Annotated in this window: 14 protein-coding genes and 3 tRNA genes; 12 read left to right on the top strand and 5 right to left on the bottom strand. The window is 65.2% G+C overall.

What is annotated here, in order from left to right:
- Positions 1-7: 7 nt before the first annotated feature.
- Entirely contained in the window at positions 8-2380 is a 2373-nt protein-coding gene (gene ppsA / locus ACNR9O_RS12250; RefSeq protein WP_473680134.1) for a phosphoenolpyruvate synthase, read from the bottom strand.
- A 222-nt stretch (positions 2381-2602) separates the two neighbouring features.
- Here ppsA and ppsR point away from each other — a divergent pair, with 222 nt between their 5' ends.
- Positions 2603-3418 carry a posphoenolpyruvate synthetase regulatory kinase/phosphorylase PpsR gene (ppsR, locus tag ACNR9O_RS12245; protein WP_473700778.1) on the top strand — a complete coding sequence of 272 codons (816 nt, stop codon included), beginning with the start codon at positions 2603-2605 and terminating at the stop codon, positions 3416-3418.
- Positions 3419-3443: 25 nt separating this feature from the next.
- A complete protein-coding gene (locus tag ACNR9O_RS12240; protein WP_473680138.1) occupies positions 3444-3944 on the top strand; it encodes a DUF1249 domain-containing protein in 501 nt (166 codons plus the stop codon).
- A gap of 78 nt (positions 3945-4022) precedes the next feature.
- On the opposite strand, the gene ACNR9O_RS12235 is transcribed toward ACNR9O_RS12240, so the two are convergent.
- The 3 genes from ACNR9O_RS12235 to ACNR9O_RS12225 all read right to left on the bottom strand — a co-directional run bounded on the left by ACNR9O_RS12235 (position 4023) and on the right by ACNR9O_RS12225 (position 4348).
- A tRNA-Asp gene (locus ACNR9O_RS12235) sits at positions 4023-4099 on the bottom strand.
- Between the two features lie 82 nt (positions 4100-4181).
- Positions 4182-4257 (bottom strand) — tRNA-Glu (locus ACNR9O_RS12230).
- A 15-nt stretch (positions 4258-4272) separates the two neighbouring features.
- Positions 4273-4348: transfer RNA gene (locus ACNR9O_RS12225), tRNA-Ala, on the bottom strand.
- A gap of 192 nt (positions 4349-4540) precedes the next feature.
- On the opposite strand from ACNR9O_RS12225, the gene ACNR9O_RS12220 reads away from it, so the two are divergent.
- The 5 genes from ACNR9O_RS12220 to ACNR9O_RS12200 all read left to right on the top strand — a co-directional run bounded on the left by ACNR9O_RS12220 (position 4541) and on the right by ACNR9O_RS12200 (position 9545).
- Positions 4541-6307: a cation:proton antiporter gene (locus ACNR9O_RS12220; RefSeq protein ID WP_473680140.1), complete on the top strand. Its 1767-nt coding sequence runs from the start codon at positions 4541-4543 to the stop codon at positions 6305-6307.
- 173 nt (positions 6308-6480) lie between these two features.
- On the top strand, positions 6481-7248 hold the full coding sequence (locus ACNR9O_RS12215) for an FKBP-type peptidyl-prolyl cis-trans isomerase N-terminal domain-containing protein (protein WP_473680142.1): 768 nt from the start codon (positions 6481-6483) through the stop codon (positions 7246-7248).
- Positions 7249-7388: 140 nt separating this feature from the next.
- Entirely contained in the window at positions 7389-8726 is a 1338-nt protein-coding gene (locus ACNR9O_RS12210; RefSeq protein WP_473680144.1) for a UDP-glucose dehydrogenase family protein, read from the top strand.
- Between the two features lies 1 nt (position 8727).
- Positions 8728-8943, top strand: coding sequence for a SlyX family protein (locus tag ACNR9O_RS12205; RefSeq protein ID WP_473680146.1), 216 nt, complete (start codon positions 8728-8730; stop codon positions 8941-8943).
- A 44-nt stretch (positions 8944-8987) separates the two neighbouring features.
- The gene (locus tag ACNR9O_RS12200) at positions 8988-9545 is read left to right on the top strand and encodes a DUF2058 domain-containing protein (protein ID WP_473680148.1); all 558 of its coding nucleotides are present in this window, start codon (positions 8988-8990) and stop codon (positions 9543-9545) included.
- Positions 9546-9618: 73 nt separating this feature from the next.
- On the opposite strand, the gene ACNR9O_RS12195 is transcribed toward ACNR9O_RS12200, so the two are convergent.
- A complete protein-coding gene (locus tag ACNR9O_RS12195; protein ID WP_473680150.1) occupies positions 9619-11679 on the bottom strand; it encodes a 3-hydroxyacyl-CoA dehydrogenase NAD-binding domain-containing protein in 2061 nt (686 codons plus the stop codon).
- Positions 11680-11869: 190 nt separating this feature from the next.
- Between ACNR9O_RS12195 and ACNR9O_RS12190 the strand changes: the two genes are divergently transcribed.
- From ACNR9O_RS12190 to ACNR9O_RS12170, 5 genes are all read left to right on the top strand, one after another.
- Positions 11870-12364 (top strand): hypothetical protein, encoded by a 495-nt coding sequence (locus tag ACNR9O_RS12190; protein ID WP_473680152.1) that lies wholly within the window; start codon positions 11870-11872, stop codon positions 12362-12364.
- 10 nt (positions 12365-12374) lie between these two features.
- Complete coding sequence (locus ACNR9O_RS12185; protein WP_473700777.1) at positions 12375-14924, top strand: putative bifunctional diguanylate cyclase/phosphodiesterase; 2550 nt, start codon at positions 12375-12377, stop codon at positions 14922-14924.
- Positions 14925-15185: 261 nt separating this feature from the next.
- Positions 15186-15782 carry an RNA polymerase sigma factor RpoE gene (gene rpoE, locus ACNR9O_RS12180; RefSeq protein ID WP_473680156.1) on the top strand — a complete coding sequence of 199 codons (597 nt, stop codon included), beginning with the start codon at positions 15186-15188 and terminating at the stop codon, positions 15780-15782.
- On the top strand, positions 15779-16447 hold the full coding sequence (locus tag ACNR9O_RS12175; protein WP_473680158.1) for a sigma-E factor negative regulatory protein: 669 nt from the start codon (positions 15779-15781) through the stop codon (positions 16445-16447). The genes rpoE and ACNR9O_RS12175 overlap by 4 nt, the downstream gene beginning before the upstream one ends.
- A 146-nt stretch (positions 16448-16593) precedes the next feature.
- Positions 16594-18084: a DegQ family serine endoprotease gene (locus ACNR9O_RS12170; RefSeq protein WP_473680160.1), complete on the top strand. Its 1491-nt coding sequence runs from the start codon at positions 16594-16596 to the stop codon at positions 18082-18084.
- The last annotated feature ends 98 nt before the right edge of the window (positions 18085-18182 follow it).

Raw genomic sequence — 18182 nt, 5'->3', positions numbered from 1 at the left:
AGCAGATTCAGCCGGCTTTTTTCTTGGCCAGCCGCAGCCAGGTATCGACCACCGTATCGGGGTTGAGCGACACCGATTCGATGCCCTGGTCCATCAGCCATTCGGCGAGGTCCGGATGGTCCGACGGGCCCTGGCCGCAGATGCCCACGTACTTGCCCTTCTCGCGAGCGGTCTTGATCGCCATGGCGAGCAGTTTCTTGACCGCCGGATCGCGTTCGTCGAACAGGTTGGCGACGATGCTGGAATCGCGGTCCAGGCCCAGGGTGAGCTGGGTGAGATCGTTGGAGCCGATGGAGAAGCCATCGAAGATGTCCAGAAACTCGTCGGCGAGCAGCGCGTTGGACGGCACCTCACACATCATGATGATCTTCAGGTCGTGCTCGCCCTGCTTGAGGCCGTTCTTGGCCAATACCTCGATCACCTTGCGGCCTTCGCCCAGGGTGCGTACGAACGGGATCATCACCCACACGTTGTCCAGGCCCATCACTTCGCGCACGCGCTTGACGGCCTTGCATTCCAGGCCGAACGATTCGGCGAAGCCGGCATCGACATAGCGGCTGGCGCCGCGGTAGCCGATCATCGGGTTCTCTTCGTGCGGCTCATAGCGCGAGCCGCCGAGCAGATTGGCGTATTCGTTGGACTTGAAGTCGGACAGGCGCACGATCACCGGCTTGGGAAACACCGATGCGGCGATGGTGGCGATGCCTTCGGCGAGGCGGTCGATGTAAAACGACACAGGATCGGCGTAGCCCGCGATACGTTCGTCGATCCTCGCTTTGGTGTCGGCGTCCTGCTTGGCGTAATCGAGCAGGGCCTTCGGATGCACGCCGATGTGGCTGGCGATGATCATCTCCAGGCGAGCCAGGCCGATGCCGGCATTCGGCAGCATGCCGAAGTCGAACGCGCGCTCAGGGTTGGCGACGTTCATCATGATCTTCAGCGGCGCCTCGGGCATGTCGCCCAGGTCGGCGGTGATGCGATCGAACTTCAGCGTGCCTTCGTAAATGGTGCCGGTGTCGCCTTCGGCGCAGGACACGGTGACGTCCGTGCCATCGGGAATCCGCTCAAGCGCGTTGCCCGTTCCCACCACGGCGGGTACACCCAGCTCGCGCGCGATGATCGCGGCGTGGCAGGTGCGACCGCCGCGGTTGGTGACGATGGCGGAAGCACGCTTCATCACCGGCTCCCAGTCGGGGTCGGTCATGTCGGCGACCAGCACGTCGCCAGGCTGTACCTTGTTCATGTCGGCCAGCGAGCGCACCACGCGGGCCTTGCCGGCGCCGATCTTCTGGCCGATGGCGCGGCCCTCGGCGAGCACCTTGCCCTTCTCGCCCAGGTGGAAGCGCTCCAGCTGAGTGGCATGGGCGCGCGACTTCACCGTCTCCGGGCGGGCCTGCACGATGTAGAGCTTGCCGGTGTTGCCGTCCTTCGCCCACTCGATGTCCATCGGACGGCCGTAGTGCTGTTCGATGATCAGCGCCTGCCTGGCCAGCTCCTGCACGTCCTCGTCGGTGATGCAGAAGCGGTTGCGCAGTTCGGCCGGCGTCGGTTCGGTCTTCACGCGTTCGCCCGGCGTGGAGGAATAGACCATGCGCAGCTGCTTGGCGCCGAGCTGGCGACGCAGCACGGCCGGCTTGCCCTGCTTGAGCGTGGGCTTGAACACATAGAACTCGTCGGGATTGACCGCGCCTTGCACGACCATCTCGCCCAGGCCATAAGAACCGGTGACGAATACGACGTCGCGGAAGCCCGACTCAGTGTCCAGCGTGAACAGCACGCCGGAGGCGCCCACATCCGAGCGCACCATCAGCTGCACCCCGGCGGAGAGGAACACGTCCTCGTGCTTGAAGCCCTGATGCACGCGGTAGGCGATCGCGCGGTCGTTATAGAGCGAGGCGAAGACCTCCTTGACCTTGTGCAGCACGTCGTCGATGCCGACCACGTTGAGGAAGGTTTCCTGCTGGCCGGCGAACGAGGCGTCGGGAAGGTCTTCGGCCGTGGCCGAGGAGCGCACGGCGACGGCGATGTTGTCCGCGCCGGCGTCTTTGCAGAGCTTCGCATAGGCGTCGCGGATGGCCTGGTCCAGGTCCGCCGGCAGCGGGGTCTCGGTGACCCACTCGCGGATCTCCTTGCCGGCGGTCGTGAGGGCATCGACATCGTCGACGTTCAGGTCGGCCAGGCGCGCCTGGATGCGCTTGGCCACGCCGCTCTTGTCCAGGTACTGCTGGAACGCGTCGGCGGTCGTGGCAAAGCCGCCGGGCACGGAGACCCCGAGCTTGGCCAGATTGCCGATCATCTCGCCGAGCGACGCATTCTTGCCGCCAACCTTGCCCAGGTCGGTCATGCGCAGCGAGTCGAGCCAAAGCACCAGATCGTTCAAGGGAGTCTCCTCAAGAGCTCTGTAGGGGTAGGGCGTTGACGGCCACAAATCGAGCCGCAAAGAACTGGTATTGTCCGTCGCCGATGGTGCGGGGCACAAGAAGACCATTGACGCCCACTGCCGCGCCAACTGCATACCAGTCAGGTGAGGGTCAAGCAAAGACAGGCATTCGCGCATGCGCTAAGGTGACGGCCATTCTTTTGCGTGGCCCACGGGACAGGTATGCGGCGAACCGTTTTCTACATCTCCGATTCCACTGGTATTACGGCGGAGACGATCGGCAACAGCATCCTGGCCCAGTTCGAGGGCGTGCAGTTCGATAAGCATCGCCTGCCGTTCGTGGACGATCCGCAAAAAGCGGAGGCGGCCGCGCTGCGCATCAAGACTCGCTACGCCCAGAGTGGCGAGCGGCCGATCGTGGTCAACACCATGGCTTCGCGGGATCTGTGCGAAATCGTGGCCGGAAGCGGCGCCCTGATGCTGGACGTGTTCGCGCCGTTCATCGGGCCACTGGAAGAAGAGCTGGGCGCCAAGCGTTCCGGGGCGGTGAACCGTTCTCACGGCCTGGTGGACTTCGACAAGTATGAGGCGCGCATCGCTGCGACCAATTACGCGTTGTCTCATGACGACGGCATCGACGTTGACTATGCCCAGGCCGACCTGATCCTGGTTGGCGTATCCCGCTCGGGCAAGACGCCCACCTGCCTCTACATGGCCTTGCATTACGGGGTCAGCGCCGCCAATTACCCGCTTACGGAAGAAGATCTCGACAAACTGGAGCTTCCGGCCCGCCTGCGCCCCTACCGGGATCGCCTGTTCGGCCTCACCATCGACCCTCAACGCCTGGCGCAGATCCGCGAGCAGCGGCGCGCCGGCAGTCGTTATGCCACCTTGCAGCAATGCCGCTGGGAGTTGGAGCAGGCCGAAAAGCTGATGCGGCGCGAGAGTATTTCCAGTCTCAATACGACGCACGTGTCGATCGAAGAGATTGCGAGCAAAATCCTGGACCGCTTCGGTATCGAGCGGACCATGTTCTGACTTAAGAGGAGTACCCACCGCTTTTATGAGTGCCGTGCTGGACAGTCGCCAGTCCCTCTTGCCGGATCGCTTCGGCTTCCTGATGGGGCTGTATGCGGAGAACTACCATCGCCTGGCGCACCTGTTCGCACCGCACGAACTGGCGCCAGGGTTCTACGTCTCCAGCGTGGATGACGGATTGGATGTCCGCCTGCAGGTCCAGGAGCGTCATCCCTATACGCTGGAACTGGAACTGACCTACGACTTTCTCGATGCCAACACCGGACATCCCTCGCCGTCGGCACAGTTGAGGATGTACACCGATGCGCACGTCGCCGAGGCGCTGCATTGTCATCCGGGCAGGCACCTGTGGCAGGTGCTTGGGCCCTTTCCGCCCGCGCACACAGTGCTGCAGCATCGACTGCGCATGAACGGGTTTCTTTCCCGCTGGCTCGAATACCTGGCCGAGCAGGGGCATTCACGCGGCACGCTCGAGCCGATGGAGCAGCGCCGGCCGGCCGAACTGCCGCCGGGCCACGAGCTGTAGGTTTATTTCGAGAAAGGCGGGCGGGAGGTCGAATGCCGGGCAACAAAAAACCCGCACGAGGCGGGTTCCTTGGAAAAGTGGCGGAGCGGACGGGACTCGAACCCGCGACCTCCGGCGTGACAGGCCAGCATTCTAACCGACTGAACTACCGCTCCGCATTTTCGAACAACTGAAACCAAGAGGCCCCTGGCTTCCAGTCTTTTGCCGTCGCTTCAAAATGAAGCGTTCGGTTTAAACTGGCGTCCCCACGGGGATTCGAACCCCGGTCGCCACCGTGAAAGGGTGATGTCCTAGGCCTCTAGACGATGGGGACGTACAAAAAAAACTTTGGTGGAGCCAGGCGGGATCGAACCGCCGACCTCCTGCATGCCATGCAGGCGCTCTCCCAGCTGAGCTATGGCCCCACTGCTGTGGAGCCCGAAAGAATAAATAGGGTTCCGGATTTCGTCAAGCATCCGCGAAGAAAATTTTTCAGAAATGTTGGCGTCGCGTGTCGGTGGTGCGTCGGGCGGATGGAGGGGAGCGCTCAGGAGCATCGCGCGGGTGCTCGCCGGCCGTGCCGTGTAGTCTTGCGGTGACTCGACACGGAAGCCTTCATGCACGATCTGCACTTCATCCAGGATCTCGCCACGGTGATGCTGATCGCCGGCCTCACTACGGTGATCTTTCAGCGGCTGCGGCAGCCGGTGGTGCTCGGCTACATCATTGCCGGCGTGCTGGTCGGGCCGTACACCTCGCCGGTGATCTTCATCCACGACGAAGACACCATCCGCACGCTTTCCGAGCTCGGCATGATCCTGTTGCTGTTCGCGCTGGGTCTGGAATTCAGCCTCAAGAAACTGAAGGCGGTCGGCGGCGCAGCGCTCGTGGCGGCGGTGTGCGAGATCGTGCTGATGGTGTGGATCGGCTACGAGATCGGCCGGTTCTTCGGCTGGAGTTCGATGGATTCGATGTTCCTCGGCGCGATGCTGTCGATTTCCTCGACCACCATCATCATGAAGGCGCTGGACGACCTCGACCTCAAGAAGGAACGTTTCGCCCAGCTGATTTTCGGCATCCTGATCATCGAAGACGTGCTCGCTGTCGTGCTGATGGCGCTGCTGACGGGCATCGCCAGTACGGGCGACCTGGAGGCGGGGCCGGCGATGGAGGCCATCGGGCGCCTGATGCTTTTCATGGTGGTGTCGCTGGTGGTCGGTCTGCTGCTGGTGCCACGGGTGGTGGACTACATCGCGCGGGTTGCCCGCGACGATGTGCTGCTGGTGGCGGTGCTGGGGCTTTGCTTCGGCTTCTGCCTGCTGGTTACCGAGATGGGCTATAGCATCGCGCTCGGTGCTTTCCTGATCGGCGCCATCGTGGGCGAGTCCGACAGCGTGGCGCGCGTGGAACGCATCATCGGGCCGGTGCGCGATATGTTCAGTGCGATCTTCTTCGTCGCCATAGGCATGTTGATCGACCCGAAACTGCTGGCGCAGTACGCGTTGCCGATCACGGTGGTGACCTTCGTCGTCGTGCTGGGCAAGGTGATCACCTGCAGCTTCGGCACGTTCGTCGCCGGCAACGGCGGGCGGACGTCGCTGAGGGTGGGCATGGGGCTGGCGCAGATCGGCGAATTTTCATTCGTGATCGCCTCGCTGGGCCTCACCCTGAAGGTGACGAGCAGCTTCCTGTATCCGGTCGCCGTTGCAGTGTCGGCCATCACCACTTTTCTGACGCCTTATCTGATCCGCGCCGCCGATCCGCTGGCGGGATGGTCGGCGCGGCGCCTGCCGGCTGGCGTCAGCGGCATGTTCAATGCGTACACGGACTGGATGGGGAGCCTCAGCCTGAGTGGGCAGGGGGCGATGGTGATGAAGATGATCCGTCGCCTGGTATGGCACGTGATCATCAACATGATGCTCGTCGTGGCCGTCTTCCTGATCATGGCCTATCTGTATCGGCGGAATTTCTTCCATTGGGAGCTCCTCGCGCAGCGCCCGCTGGTGGAGCGCTCCCTGGCCTGGTCCGTGGCGGCACTGCTGTCGCTGCCGATGATCGTGGCGGCATACCGCAAGGCGTCGGCGCTGGGGATGCTGCTGGCGGAACTTGGCATTCCGGAGCGCCTGGGCGGCGCGCTCAACGTGAAGATCCGCTCGGTGCTGGCCCGTCTTGTGCCCCTGGCCGCGATGTGGGTGCTGGGCCTGCTCGTGGCGGCGCTGGCGTCGACCATCCTGCCGCCGCGGGAAGTGGCGCTTGTGCTTCTCCTGGTGGGGCTGGCGCTCACCTGGCTGCTATGGCGCGTGCTGGTCCAAGTTCACGCGCGCCTGCAGGCGGCGCTCAGAGATACGTTGGAGCGCGACGGGCGTCCTGGTGGGCATTCGTGAAGGAAATCGCAAATTGCCACGACGTCATACGGCTTGAACCTTTATCTGGCCTGATGGTCGCAGTTCGAACTCGTTGCTAAGACCGGTAAGGCGCCTCACAATGCGGGGCGCTGCCTCCATCGGGGAGGCCCGTCCGGTGAGCACCGGGACATCCAAAAACGAGGGAGTTTCAAATGAAGCAATTCTTGCGTCCCACGCTGACGGCCGCCGCGCTGGCGGTTGCGCTGGGCCTCACCGCCGGCGCGCACGCCCAGGCCGCCAAGTCCGCCGCTCCCGCGGCCGGTGCGGTCGACAAGACCAAGGCCAGCTACGTGGTCGGTTGGGATCTGGCCAGCCAGCTTCCCCCGCTCGTGCGCGAGGAAGTGGATCCGGCCACCGTGGCACGCGCGGTCCAGTCCGCCCTGTCGGGCCAGAAGCCGACCATGAGCGAGGCCGAGGCCAAGCAGGTGCGCGACGCTTTCGTCGCCAATCTGCAGACCAAGGCCAAGGCCGAGTACGAGAAGGTCGCCGCCAAGAACAAGTCCGAAGGCGACGCCTTCCTGGCCAAGAACAAGACCGCCGCTGGCGTGAAGACCACCGCTTCGGGCCTGCAGTATCAGGTGATCAGCCAGGGTACCGGCGCCCGCCCGGGTCCGAACGACACCGTGCAGATCAACTATGTCGGCAGCTTCGTCAGCGGCGAAGTGTTCGACGATTCGTCCAAGCACGAGGGCAGCACGGGTCCGGCTTCCATCCCGCTGGCCGGCGTGATCCCGGGCTTCCGCGAAGGCCTGCAGCTGATGCAGGTGGGCGGCCACTACAAGCTGTTCATTCCGTCGAACATCGCCTATGGCGCGCAGCCGCAGAACGGCTTCCCGCCGAACGCGACGATCATCTTCGACGTGACCCTGGTGAAGACCGGCCCGACGCCGGCCGGTGGCGACCAGGGCGGCGCGAAGTAAGCGTCGGCTTTTTTGCCGTTACACGGCACGGGGCGCGAAGCGATTCGCGCCCCGTTGCTTTTTGCGGGCCCGGTGAGTGAGGTGTCGCAAGGGCCTGCTAGAATTCGCGGTCTTGAGTTTTTGCGCGGAACGTCCCGACGATGAAAGTCACCATTTTCGGCACCGGCTATGTGGGTCTGGTCACCGGTGCCTGCCTGGCCGAAATGGGCAACCACGTAGTCTGCGTGGATATCGACGCGGCCAAGGTCGAGCGCCTGAAGCGCGGCGAGATTCCGATCTACGAGCCGGGCCTGGAGCCGATCGTCAAGCGCAACCATGCCAGTGGCCAGCTGGATTTCACCGTGGAGCCGGCGCCGGGCGTCGCGCATGGCCAGGTCATCTTCATCGCGGTGGGTACGCCGCCGGACGAGGACGGAAGCGCGGATCTCAAATACGTGCTGGGCGTGGCGCGGACTATCGGCCGCCATCTCGATCGCTATGCCGTGGTGGTGAACAAGTCCACCGTGCCCGTGGGCACCGCGGACCGCGTGCGCGAGGCGATCGCCGCCGAGCTCGATGCGCGTGGCGTCAGCGTGGAATTCGATGTGGTCTCCAATCCCGAATTCCTGAAGGAGGGCGACGCGGTCGAGGACTGCCTGCGTCCGGACCGCATCATCATCGGCAGTTCCAGCGAGCGCGCGATCGGCGTACTGCGCAAGCTGTATGCGCCGTTCAACCGCAACCACGACCGCACCGTGGTGATGGACGAGCGCTCGGCCGAGCTCACCAAGTACGCAGCGAATGCGATGCTGGCGACGAAGATCAGTTTCATGAACGAGATCGCCAATATCGCCGAGCGCGTCGGCGCCGACGTGGAGCTGGTGCGCCAGGGGATCGGCTCGGATCCGCGCATCGGCTACCACTTCATCTATCCCGGTGCGGGTTATGGCGGCTCCTGCTTCCCCAAGGACGTGCAGGCGCTGGAACGCACCGCGCGCGGCGTCGGCTACGAGGCGCGCCTGCTCGGCGCGGTGGAAGCAGTCAACCACGATCAGAAGAGCAAGCTGTTCGAGCTGATCTCGCGACACTTCGACGGCGAGCTCAAGGGGCGCACCGTGGCGCTGTGGGGGCTGGCCTTCAAGCCCAACACGGACGACATGCGTGAAGCCTCAAGCCGGCAGCTGATGGAAGCGCTGTGGCAGGCGGGCGTGACGGTACGCGCCTTCGATCCCGAGGCACGCGAGGAAACCCACCGCATCTATGGCGATCGCACGGACCTCGTGCTGTGCGACGGCGCCTACCAGGCACTGGAAGGCGCCGATGTTTTGGCGATCGTCACCGAGTGGAAGGCGTTCCGCAGTCCCGACTTCGCGCGCATCCGCGGCGCCTTGGGGAGCCCGGCGGTCTTCGACGGCCGCAACCTGTACGATCCCGCCGCGGTCGAAGAGGCTGGGCTGGCGTATTACGGTATCGGTCGCGGCCGCAGCTTGAGGGTGTGACGTGTCACTTTCGCTCGAACAGCGTCTGACCGAACTGGAAGTACGGCTTACCTTCCTGGACGATGCCGTCAATGGACTGGTGTCCGTAGAGACCGAGCAGGCCCAGCGCATCCTGGCGCTGGAGCAGATGCTGCGCGATCTGCGCCAGGAAATGGCCTCGCTGCGCGTCGCGCAATCGCACGATCCGCACAGCGAACCGCCGCCGCCGCATTACTGATTCACCGTTTACCGATCAACCCACGCAAGACAGGTTTTCCGACCATGGCCGAATCCCTGCGCGATCAGCTGCTCAAGAGCGGCATCGTCAAACAGGTCCGTGAAGAGAAGCGCCAGGCCATGCCGCAAGGCAGGCCGTCGCACAAGGGCGGGACGCCCAAGGGGCAGTCGCCGCAGCGCAAGCCGCGCGAAGAGGGCGAGATCGATTTGGCCAAGGCCTACGCCATCCGTAAGCAGGCCGACGCCACCGAACGCCGTCAGGCTGAACAGGCCGCCGCCGAAGAGGCGCGCCTCAAGCGCGAGCGCAAGCAGAAGATTCACCAGCTGCTGCAGGGGCAGGCGCTGAACAAGCCTGATGCTGAGCATCCGCGTCATTTCGAATACGGCGGCAAGATTCGTCGGGTTTACGTGGATGAAGCGCAGCTGGCGGCGCTCAATGTGGGCGAGCTTGGCGTGGTGCAGCAAGGCGGTCGCTATCTGGTGGTGGCGCGTACCATCGCCGAGCAGGTGCGCGAGATCGATGCGCATCTGCTGGCCTTGCTGGTGGACCCCGGTGCCGGCGGCGTGGGCGAGGACGGCGTACCCGACGATCTGATGTGGTGAATGACGCGCCGCGGGGTTTCTGCGTGGCGCAATAAAAAAGGCCGGCAACGCCGGCCTTTTTTATTGCGGATCTTCAGGCTTCGGGCGGCTGCGCGAGAATCGGCAGATCCCAGCCTTTCTTCGGTGCGAAGCGTTCGCCATGCCGTTGGGCCAGCCTTTCCAGCTTGCCCTTGACGATGGCGGCGCCCTCGCTGCGCACATACTGGATCGGGCCGCCGCGGAAGGGCGCGAAACCGGTGCCGAAGATCACGCCGGCATCGAGCAGATCCGCATCGTCCACCACGCCGTCGGCCAGGCAGGCCACCGCTTCGTTGACCATCGGCAGGATCATCCGGTCCTGCAGGTCGGCCGGTGCGGCGTAATCGGGGTCGACTTCCGGCTTCTGCGGCTTGCCGTCCTGCCACACATAGAAACCTTGGCCATCCTTCTTGCCGCGCTTGCCGGCACCGAGCTTGTCCTCGAGGCCGGGTGGCAGTTCCAGGCCCAGGAACGGGGCCAGCTCCTTGCCGACCGAGGCAGACACGTCCAGGCCCACCGTATCGGCCAGCTCGATCGGGCCCATCGGCATGCCGAACTTCTTCGCTTCCTTGTCCAGCACGGGGCCGGGCACGCCTTCGTTGTACAGGCGCATCGCCTCCAGCAGATAGGGCATCAGGATGCGATTGACCAGGAAGCCGGGCGTGCCCTTCACCGCTACCGGCAGCTTGCCGATCGCCTTGCAGAAGGCGAGGGCGCGCTTTTCCACGGCGGGATCGAGGCCGTCATGGCGTACCACTTCAACCAGCGGCATCTGCGCCACGGGATTGAAGAAATGCAGGCCGAGGAAACGCTGCGGAGCGCTCAGCCCCTGACGCAGTTCGTCCAGCGGAATGCTCGAGGTGTTGGTGGCGAGGATCTCGTCTGCCTGGAACTGCGGTTCGATGGTTGCGTACAGAGCCTTCTTCGCTTCCGGATTTTCATAGATCGCTTCGATCGCCAAGTCCGCCGAGGCGACGCCTTTGCCTTCCACGTCGGCGCGCAGGCGGCGTGTAACTTCCTCGATCTTCTCGGGCGTCTTGAGCTTCTTTTCGTATAGCTGGCGCGCGCGATCCAGCGCCGGCTGGATGAACTTCATCTCGCGGTCCTGCAGGGTGACCTGGAAACCCTTGAACGCGGCCCAGGCCGCGATGTCGCCGCCCATCACGCCGGCGCCGACCACGTGGACGTGTTCGATGCCGTGTTCCACGCCGCCGCCCTGGCCCTTCAGGCGCTCCTGCAGCAGGAAGATGCGGATCAGGTTGCGCGCCGTATCGGTCTCGGCCAGCTTGGCCACCGAGCGCGCTTCCAGCTTGAGTCGCTGCTGGATGCTCGCGCCGCCACGCTGCCACACGCTGATCAGCGCGAAGGGCGCCGGGTAGTGCTCCTTGCGTACCTTGGCCGCGGTCTGCTTGATCACCATCGGCGCCAGCAGCTGGCGGGCCACCCAGGTGTTGGTGGCCCATGCCTTCAGGCGTCGCGTCATGGGGCGCGCACTCGGCCGTCGCAGCAAGGCGCGCGCCTCAGCCAGCAGTTCGTTCGGCGGAGCCAGCCGATCGACCACGCCCAGGCCCAGGGCGCGCTTGGCCGAGAGCGCCTTGCCGGTCAGCATTACCGGCAAGGCATCCGGTGCGCCGATCAGGCGCGGCAGGCGCGCGGTGCCACCCCAGCCGGGATGGATGCCGAGCATCACTTCGGGCAGGCCGATCTTGGTCTTGTCGTCGTCCGCGGCGACGCGCTGGCGACAGGCCAGGATCAGTTCCGTGCCACCGCCCATGCAGGCGCCATGCACGGCGGCCACCGTCGGGCAGGGCAAGCGGGCCAGGGATTCGAAGACCCGCTGGCCATTCTCGATGTTCTGCAACACCGTGCCTTGCTTGGCGTACTCGACAAACTCCTTGATGTCCGCACCCACGGCGAAGCCGCCGGGCTTGGCCGAGTGGATCAGTACGCCGGCCGGCTTTTCGATCGAAAGGCGCTCAACGATTTGCCCGAGTTCGTCCAGTACCTCGCGCGAAAGCGCGTTGACGCTGCTGTTGGCCCGGTCGAGCGTGAGGGTGACGATGCCGCTGTCATCCAGGCTCGTCTTCCAGTGGTTGAAGCGCAATCCTTCGAACATGGTCAGGTCCAGCTTGGAAAGGCTCGCACCATACCCTCCCGTAGCGAGGATTGCGAGATGCCCCGGCGGAGCGTCCAAGTCCATGAAAATGGCGTAAAAGCGCGGCTTGTGCGCTGACGCATGGAACGCGGTTGCCATTCCGGCGAGCCTGCTAGGCGAAGCCATCGGGACCGCGTAACTTACCGCCCAGATGAATACCTCCATTGCCGCTTCTGCCGTCCAGCCCGGCGCCGATATCCTCGAGCGCCTCCTGTCCGCGCGCGGCTGCCTGGTGGCTCTGGAGGACGCAGACAGCGAGGCCTTGATCGGCCAGTTCCGCACGCTGGTGCGGCGCACCGGCCAGACCATCTACCTGTGGAGTCCTGAAGAAGGGCTGGGCAATCTGCGCGAGGAGCATGCCGACGTGGTGGCGAATCCGCGGCTCGGCCATGTGCTGCGCTACATCCAGCAAAGCAACCATTTTGGCGTCTATTTGCTGCGCCGGCTGCCGTTGCCGCTCGCCGCGCCGGACGTGGCCCTGCTGCGCCAGCTGGCTCGCACCCCGACGGGCCACGTACGCCGGATCGTGCTGCTGGACGCCCCGGCATCATTGGTCGAAGGATTGAGCGACGTCATCGTGCGCCTGAGCTGCCAGGTCAAGCCAGCGCAACGGCCTCGCCTGCGCGACGGCCGCTGGCTGCTCTGACGCCATGCCCATGCATGCCGGCATCATGGTGGTGGCCGCGCAGCGCGAGCTGCGCCGTGCCGTGTTCGACGCCCTGGACCGCGAGGGTCACCTGGCGGTGCACTCCGCCCGCGACACGACCCATGCGGGCATCCTGCTGGAAGGACGCGCGGCGCTGGGGCTGGTGGTGATCGTGCTGGACGGCGACGCACGCGACGCGCTGGCCGCCGTCGAGCAGTTGCGCCGCCTTCCGGCATGCGCGGAAGCGCCGTTGATCGCCGTGCTCACCGCCGATGCCGCCGTGCGGCCGGTGCAGTTGCCCGCAGGGGTCTCCGACTGGCTGTACGCATCGCAGATCGAAAGCGAGTTGATCGCCCGTTGGCGACGCCTGCAACGTACGGGAAGCGCAGGCCTTCCTCAGGCAGGCGGCTCGGATCAGGGGCAGGGCGATTACCGTTTCGCCTTCGACGAGATGGATGGCGAATGGCTGATCGTCGACGCCGCGCGCGGACGCATTCTCGAATTGAGTCCGGCTCTGGTGCGGCGCAGCGGCTTGCCCGGCGACCGCTTGATCGGCCTGCCGATGACCGAAATGCTGGATTTCCAGGGCATCGCACCGGAGCGGGCGATGCTCGACGACTCCCGGCGCTGGCACCCTTGCCGGCGCCGATCGCGCCAGGGCTTCGAAAGCGGCGAGGCCGGCGCGCGGCAGGTGCGCCACGGCGGTCGTGACGCCGTGGCATTCGTGTTCCGCAGTGACAAGGCCGGCGCACGCGCCGAAGTGGCGCTGTCGCTGCTTGCGCGACTGTTCGCCAGCGGCAGCGGCGACGACAGCATCGCAGTGGCGGCACAGATGCTGTTCGAACAGGTCGGGCTGGATTACCTGGCCGTGTGGTCGGCACGTCCGGAAGATGGCGGTGCGCCGGTGCAGCTGGCGCAGTGCTGGTCCGGCGAAGATCAGCTCTGGCCGAGTCCGCAGCTGCAAAGTTCCTTGCGCCTGGTGCTGTCCGGCCAAGCGATGCTGCATCCGGGGGACGCGCGTCGCCTGGCGGCAATGGACCCGCTGCTGGAGCAACTGGGTCTGAGCGGTTTCGCAGGTCTGCCGTTGCTGGACGAGCGCAACAGCGTACTGGGCGCGCTGCTGGCCGGTACGCGTCAGCCGTTCGGTGAGCTGGCGATCATCGAGCCGGTACTGCGCTGTGCCGCCGCGCGCTTCGCTCATGCCCTGGAGTTGCGCCGCACCCGCGAGCAGGGGCGCGCCGAGGGCCTGCTGGACGCACTTACCGGCTTGCCCAATCGCCTGCTCTTCAATGACCGGCTGGACACCATCATCCGCGAGGCCAACCGCACCGGCGAATGCTTCGCGATGCTGTTCGTCGACCTGGATCGCTTCAAGACCATCAACGATACCCTTGGTCATGCGGTAGGCGACCAGGTGCTCGTCACCACCACGCAACGCCTGCGCACCAGCGTGCGCGCATCGGACACGGTGGCGCGGTATGCGGGTGACGAGTTTGTCGTGATCCTGCGTCACATCGTCAAGAGCGAGGACGTGCTGCGCGTCGCGGAGAAGATCGTGCAGGTGATGGAGGCGCCGTTCCGCATCGACGACGGCACCGAACTGCAGGTCACCGCATCGATCGGCGTGAGCTTCTTCCCGGACGATGCGCCAGACGCCGAGACGCTGCTCAAGCACGCCGACGAGGCGATGTATGCGGCCAAGAGCCTGGGCCGCAACAACTACCAGATCTACGAGATCAGCGCCGAGCAGGCGCAGCAGCAGAACATGGCCCTGAAGTCGGGCCTGCGCCACGCCGAGCACAACGGCGAGCTGCGGGTGTTCTATCAACCGCAAGTGGATGCGGCCAGCGAAGACATCGTGGGCATGGAGGCGCTGGTGCGCTGGGAGCATCCGGAGCTGGGCTACATCGGCCCAGGTTTCTTCATCCCGCTGGCCGAGGAAACCGGGCTGATCGTCTCGATCGGCGAATGGGTGCTGCGCACTGCCTGCCGACAGGCCCAGGAATGGGAGCGCAAGTTCGGCCTGCGGCTGCGCCTGGGCGTGAATCTCTCGGCCGTGCAGCTGATGCAGCCGAGCCTGCTGGAGGTGGTGGCTTCCGCACTTGAAGAGAGCGGCCTCGATCCTGGCCTGCTGGAACTGGAAGTGACCGAGAGCATCAGCATCAAGGCCGCGCCGAACCTGGTGGAAAACCTGCACGGGCTGCATCGGCTGGGCTGCCGCATCGCCATTGACGATTTCGGCACCGGTGCTGCCTCGCTCGACTACCTGCGCAAGCTGCCGGCCGACCGCATCAAGATCGATCAGAGCTTCGTACGCAACATCGGCGTGGATCCCGACGACGAAGCCATCGTACGAGCCACTATCGAGATGGCCCATCGCTTGAAGCGCGGTGTGGTGGCCGAAGGCGTGGAGATCGAGCAACACCTGCATTTCCTGCGCGCCAATCGCTGCGACGAGCTGCAGGGCTATCTGTTCTGCCGTCCGCTGCCCACACCCAGCTTCGAGAAGCTGCTGCAGGAGCGCCAGAAGCTGCTGGCCACCGTCGAAGGCGATGCCTGACGATGCTTGCCTCGCTCCCGGGCGGCCTTATATCTGATCCGCGGATGGTCGGCGGGAACGGTGGCTGCCGCGTTCGCTACGATGCGCCCCCGGCCGGCCGGGGTAAGTGCCATTCCGCACTGGGCCCCAAGCTGGCGTGGCGAGATGCTGTGGACGGTGGCGCGACTGAACTTGGCGGCCCGGTGCTTGTCATAGCGGACCGTCCCAAACCGGCGGCATCCTTTATCAGCGGGTGGCAGCAGTCAGAAGGAGACGGCCCGGATGGGCGAAAACGAACTGGACAGCGCCCTGGTCGAGCGGGTCCAAAAAGGGGACAAGCGGGCTTTTGACCTGCTGGTGCGCAAGTATCAGCACAAGGTCATCGCGTTGATTTCCCGCTATGTGAACAACTATGCCGAGTGCGAGGACGTGGCCCAAGAGGCCTTCGTCCGCGCCTGGCGGGCGATCGGTTCCTTTCGGGGAGAGAGCGCTTTCTATACCTGGATGTACAAGATCGCGGTGAACACGGCCAAGAACCACCTGGTCGCGATGGGGCGGCGTCCTCCGGCGGACGATATCTCGGTGGATGATGCGGTTTTCGTCCCCGGATCGGACCGCATGCAGGAGACAGCCACGCCCGAGCGCGAACTCCTGCGCCAGGAAATTGAACAAACGGTGTTTTCCACGGTCCAAGCCCTGCCCGAGGAACTGCGGACCGCCATCACGCTGCGCGAGGTGGATGGCCTCAGTTACGAAGAAATCGCCGAGGCGATGGGCTGCCCGATCGGTACGGTGCGTTCACGCATCTTTCGGGCACGCGAGGCAATCGACGAGAAGTTGCGGCCCCTGCTTTCGGACCGCGAGGACCTGACTCCATGACTGACAATCATCGCGAAAACCTGTCCGCCGGCATGGATGGCGAGCTGACCCGAGAGGAACTTCGCTTCCTGCTGCGGCGGCTGGACCACGATGCCTCCCTGCAACAGGCATGGTCGTGTTACCACGTGGCACGCGATGGCCTGCGCCGCCAGTTGCCGCCGTTGGCGTCGACGGGATTCTCGGCGCGCGTGATGCTGGCGATCGATCAGGAATCGGCTGCGGCCGGTATTGGCCGGCGCCGGCACTGGCTGCGCTGGTCGGCGGGTGGCGCGATCGCGGCCACGGTCGCGGTCGCCGCTCTGATGGTGACCCAGCCGGCTGGCCGTGGCAGCGACAGCGCGACGCCGCAGGTGGCGACGCTGCGCGGTTCGAGCCAGCCCATTGCCCCCCGGGCCGCCACCGCCACGGCGCGCGTGGATACGCCCGCGGCCGCGCCGGCCTGGCTGAATAACTATGCCGGCCTGCCATCGGCTCTGACCCAACAGGCCTCGGCTACCGTCGATGGCGGCGAGGACACCTTTCTTTATTCGCGCAATCGCCTGAATCCCTATCAGGTGGATCGCTACCGGGCGATCAATAACGGCGATGGCAGCTATCTGCTGCTCGCGCCGCAGGCGCAGCGGACACAGCACGTGACTCCGCCGCAGGAAGCGCCCGCGCAGTGATCCGGCGGTCCATGCGCCCGCCACTCCGGTTTTTCCTCTCGTCCGCATCGGCCGGTCCCGCTCCAGGGCCGGCCGATGCACATCCGGCGGGAGGGCGTTCCTGCATCCCTTCCTTTCCATGCCTGAAAGAACCTAAGGAGGAATTCATGAGTCGATCGAACCTGCGTCGCGCAGTGGGCTGCGCGCTGGTGTCGCTTGCCGTGGCGAGCGGAGCGCAGGCACAAGCGGCAAGCACGGCGCCCGCGCCGACGGCGAGCCTGCCGGATTTCACCGGCATCGTGCAGAAGAACGCTCCTGCGGTGGTGCACGTCGAGGCCAAGTACACCGGCAAGAGCCGCAAGGCCACGCCCATGGTGCGTGGCCGCGGCGCGATGCCTGACGACCCGCAGATGGATATCTTCCGCCGTTTCTTCGGCATGCCGATGGTGCCCTCGCCGGAAGAGCAGCAGCGCACCTCGCTCGGTTCGGGCTTCATCATCTCCAATGACGGTTACATCCTCACGAACACCCATGTGGTGGAGGACGCCGATCAGGTCACCGTGCGCCTGCAGGATCGCCGCACGCTCACCGCCAAGGTGGTCGGCAGCGATCCCCAGTACGATATCGCGCTGCTGAAAGTGGACGCGGGCGGCAACTTGCCGATGGTGAGCATCGGCGATTCGCGCAGCCTCAAGCCGGGCCAGTGGGTGCTGGCGATCGGCTCGCCGTTCGGTTTCGACTACACGGTGACCCAGGGCATCGTCAGTGCGGTAGGCCGCAACCTGGGCAGCCAGGACCAGCCCTATACCTCCTTCATCCAGACCGACGTGCCGATCAATCGCGGCAACTCCGGCGGCCCGCTGTTCGACCTGCAAGGGCGAGTGGTCGGCGTGAACTCGCAGATCTATTCCAACACCGGCGGTTATCTGGGCGTGGCGTTCTCGATCCCGATCGACGTGGCCATGAACGTGGTCAAGCAGATCAAGGAGAAGGGCTACGTCACGCGTGGTCAGCTCGGCGTGGCCATGCAGCCGATCACCGACGATATCGCTAAGGGCCTCAAGCTCGGCTCCAATTCCGGCGCGGCGGTGACCCAGGTCATGGCCGGCAGCGGTGCCGAGAAGGCCGGGCTGAAGCCGGGCGACATCATCGTCGGCTACAACGGCCAGCCCATCACCCAGGCGGCCGATCTGCCGCCGCTGGTGGGCATGACGCCGCCGGGCAGCAAAGCGACGCTCAGCATCCTGCGCGACGGCAAGAAGCAGGACGTGCCGGTGACCATCGGCGAGATGAAGCGCGACGGCAAGGCCGCGACCGCTTCCGCCGGCGGTGGCGAGGCGCCCGCGGCGCACAGCGGTTCGGCGGCGCTGGGTCTTTCGGTCGAAGACGTGGACAGCGATACCCGCCAACAGCTCGGGCTGAAAGCGGGGGAGGGCGTGCTGATCGGTGACGTCACCGGTCCCGTCGCGGCCCGCGCCGGATTGCAGCCGGGCGACGTGATCCTGATGGTCAACCAGCAGCGCATCGGCACTGCGGCAGCCTTCCGCGAGGCCACCAAGGGTCTCAAGCCGGGCGACACGGCGCTTCTGCTGGTGCGCCACGGCGAACAGAGCGGCTTTGTCGGATTGACTATCCCCAAAAGCGGGGATGCCGAGTAAGTCCTTGTATGGGGCGGTCTTCGGGCCGCCCCGCTTCGTTCAGGCTCCGCCGAAAGGCACTGCCCGGAGTCTTCATATTCCATGCGATAATGCCGGGT

This window comes from Dyella sp. CR10, assembly GCF_055814425.1.
This window is presented reverse-complemented; position numbering and strand designations above follow the sequence as displayed.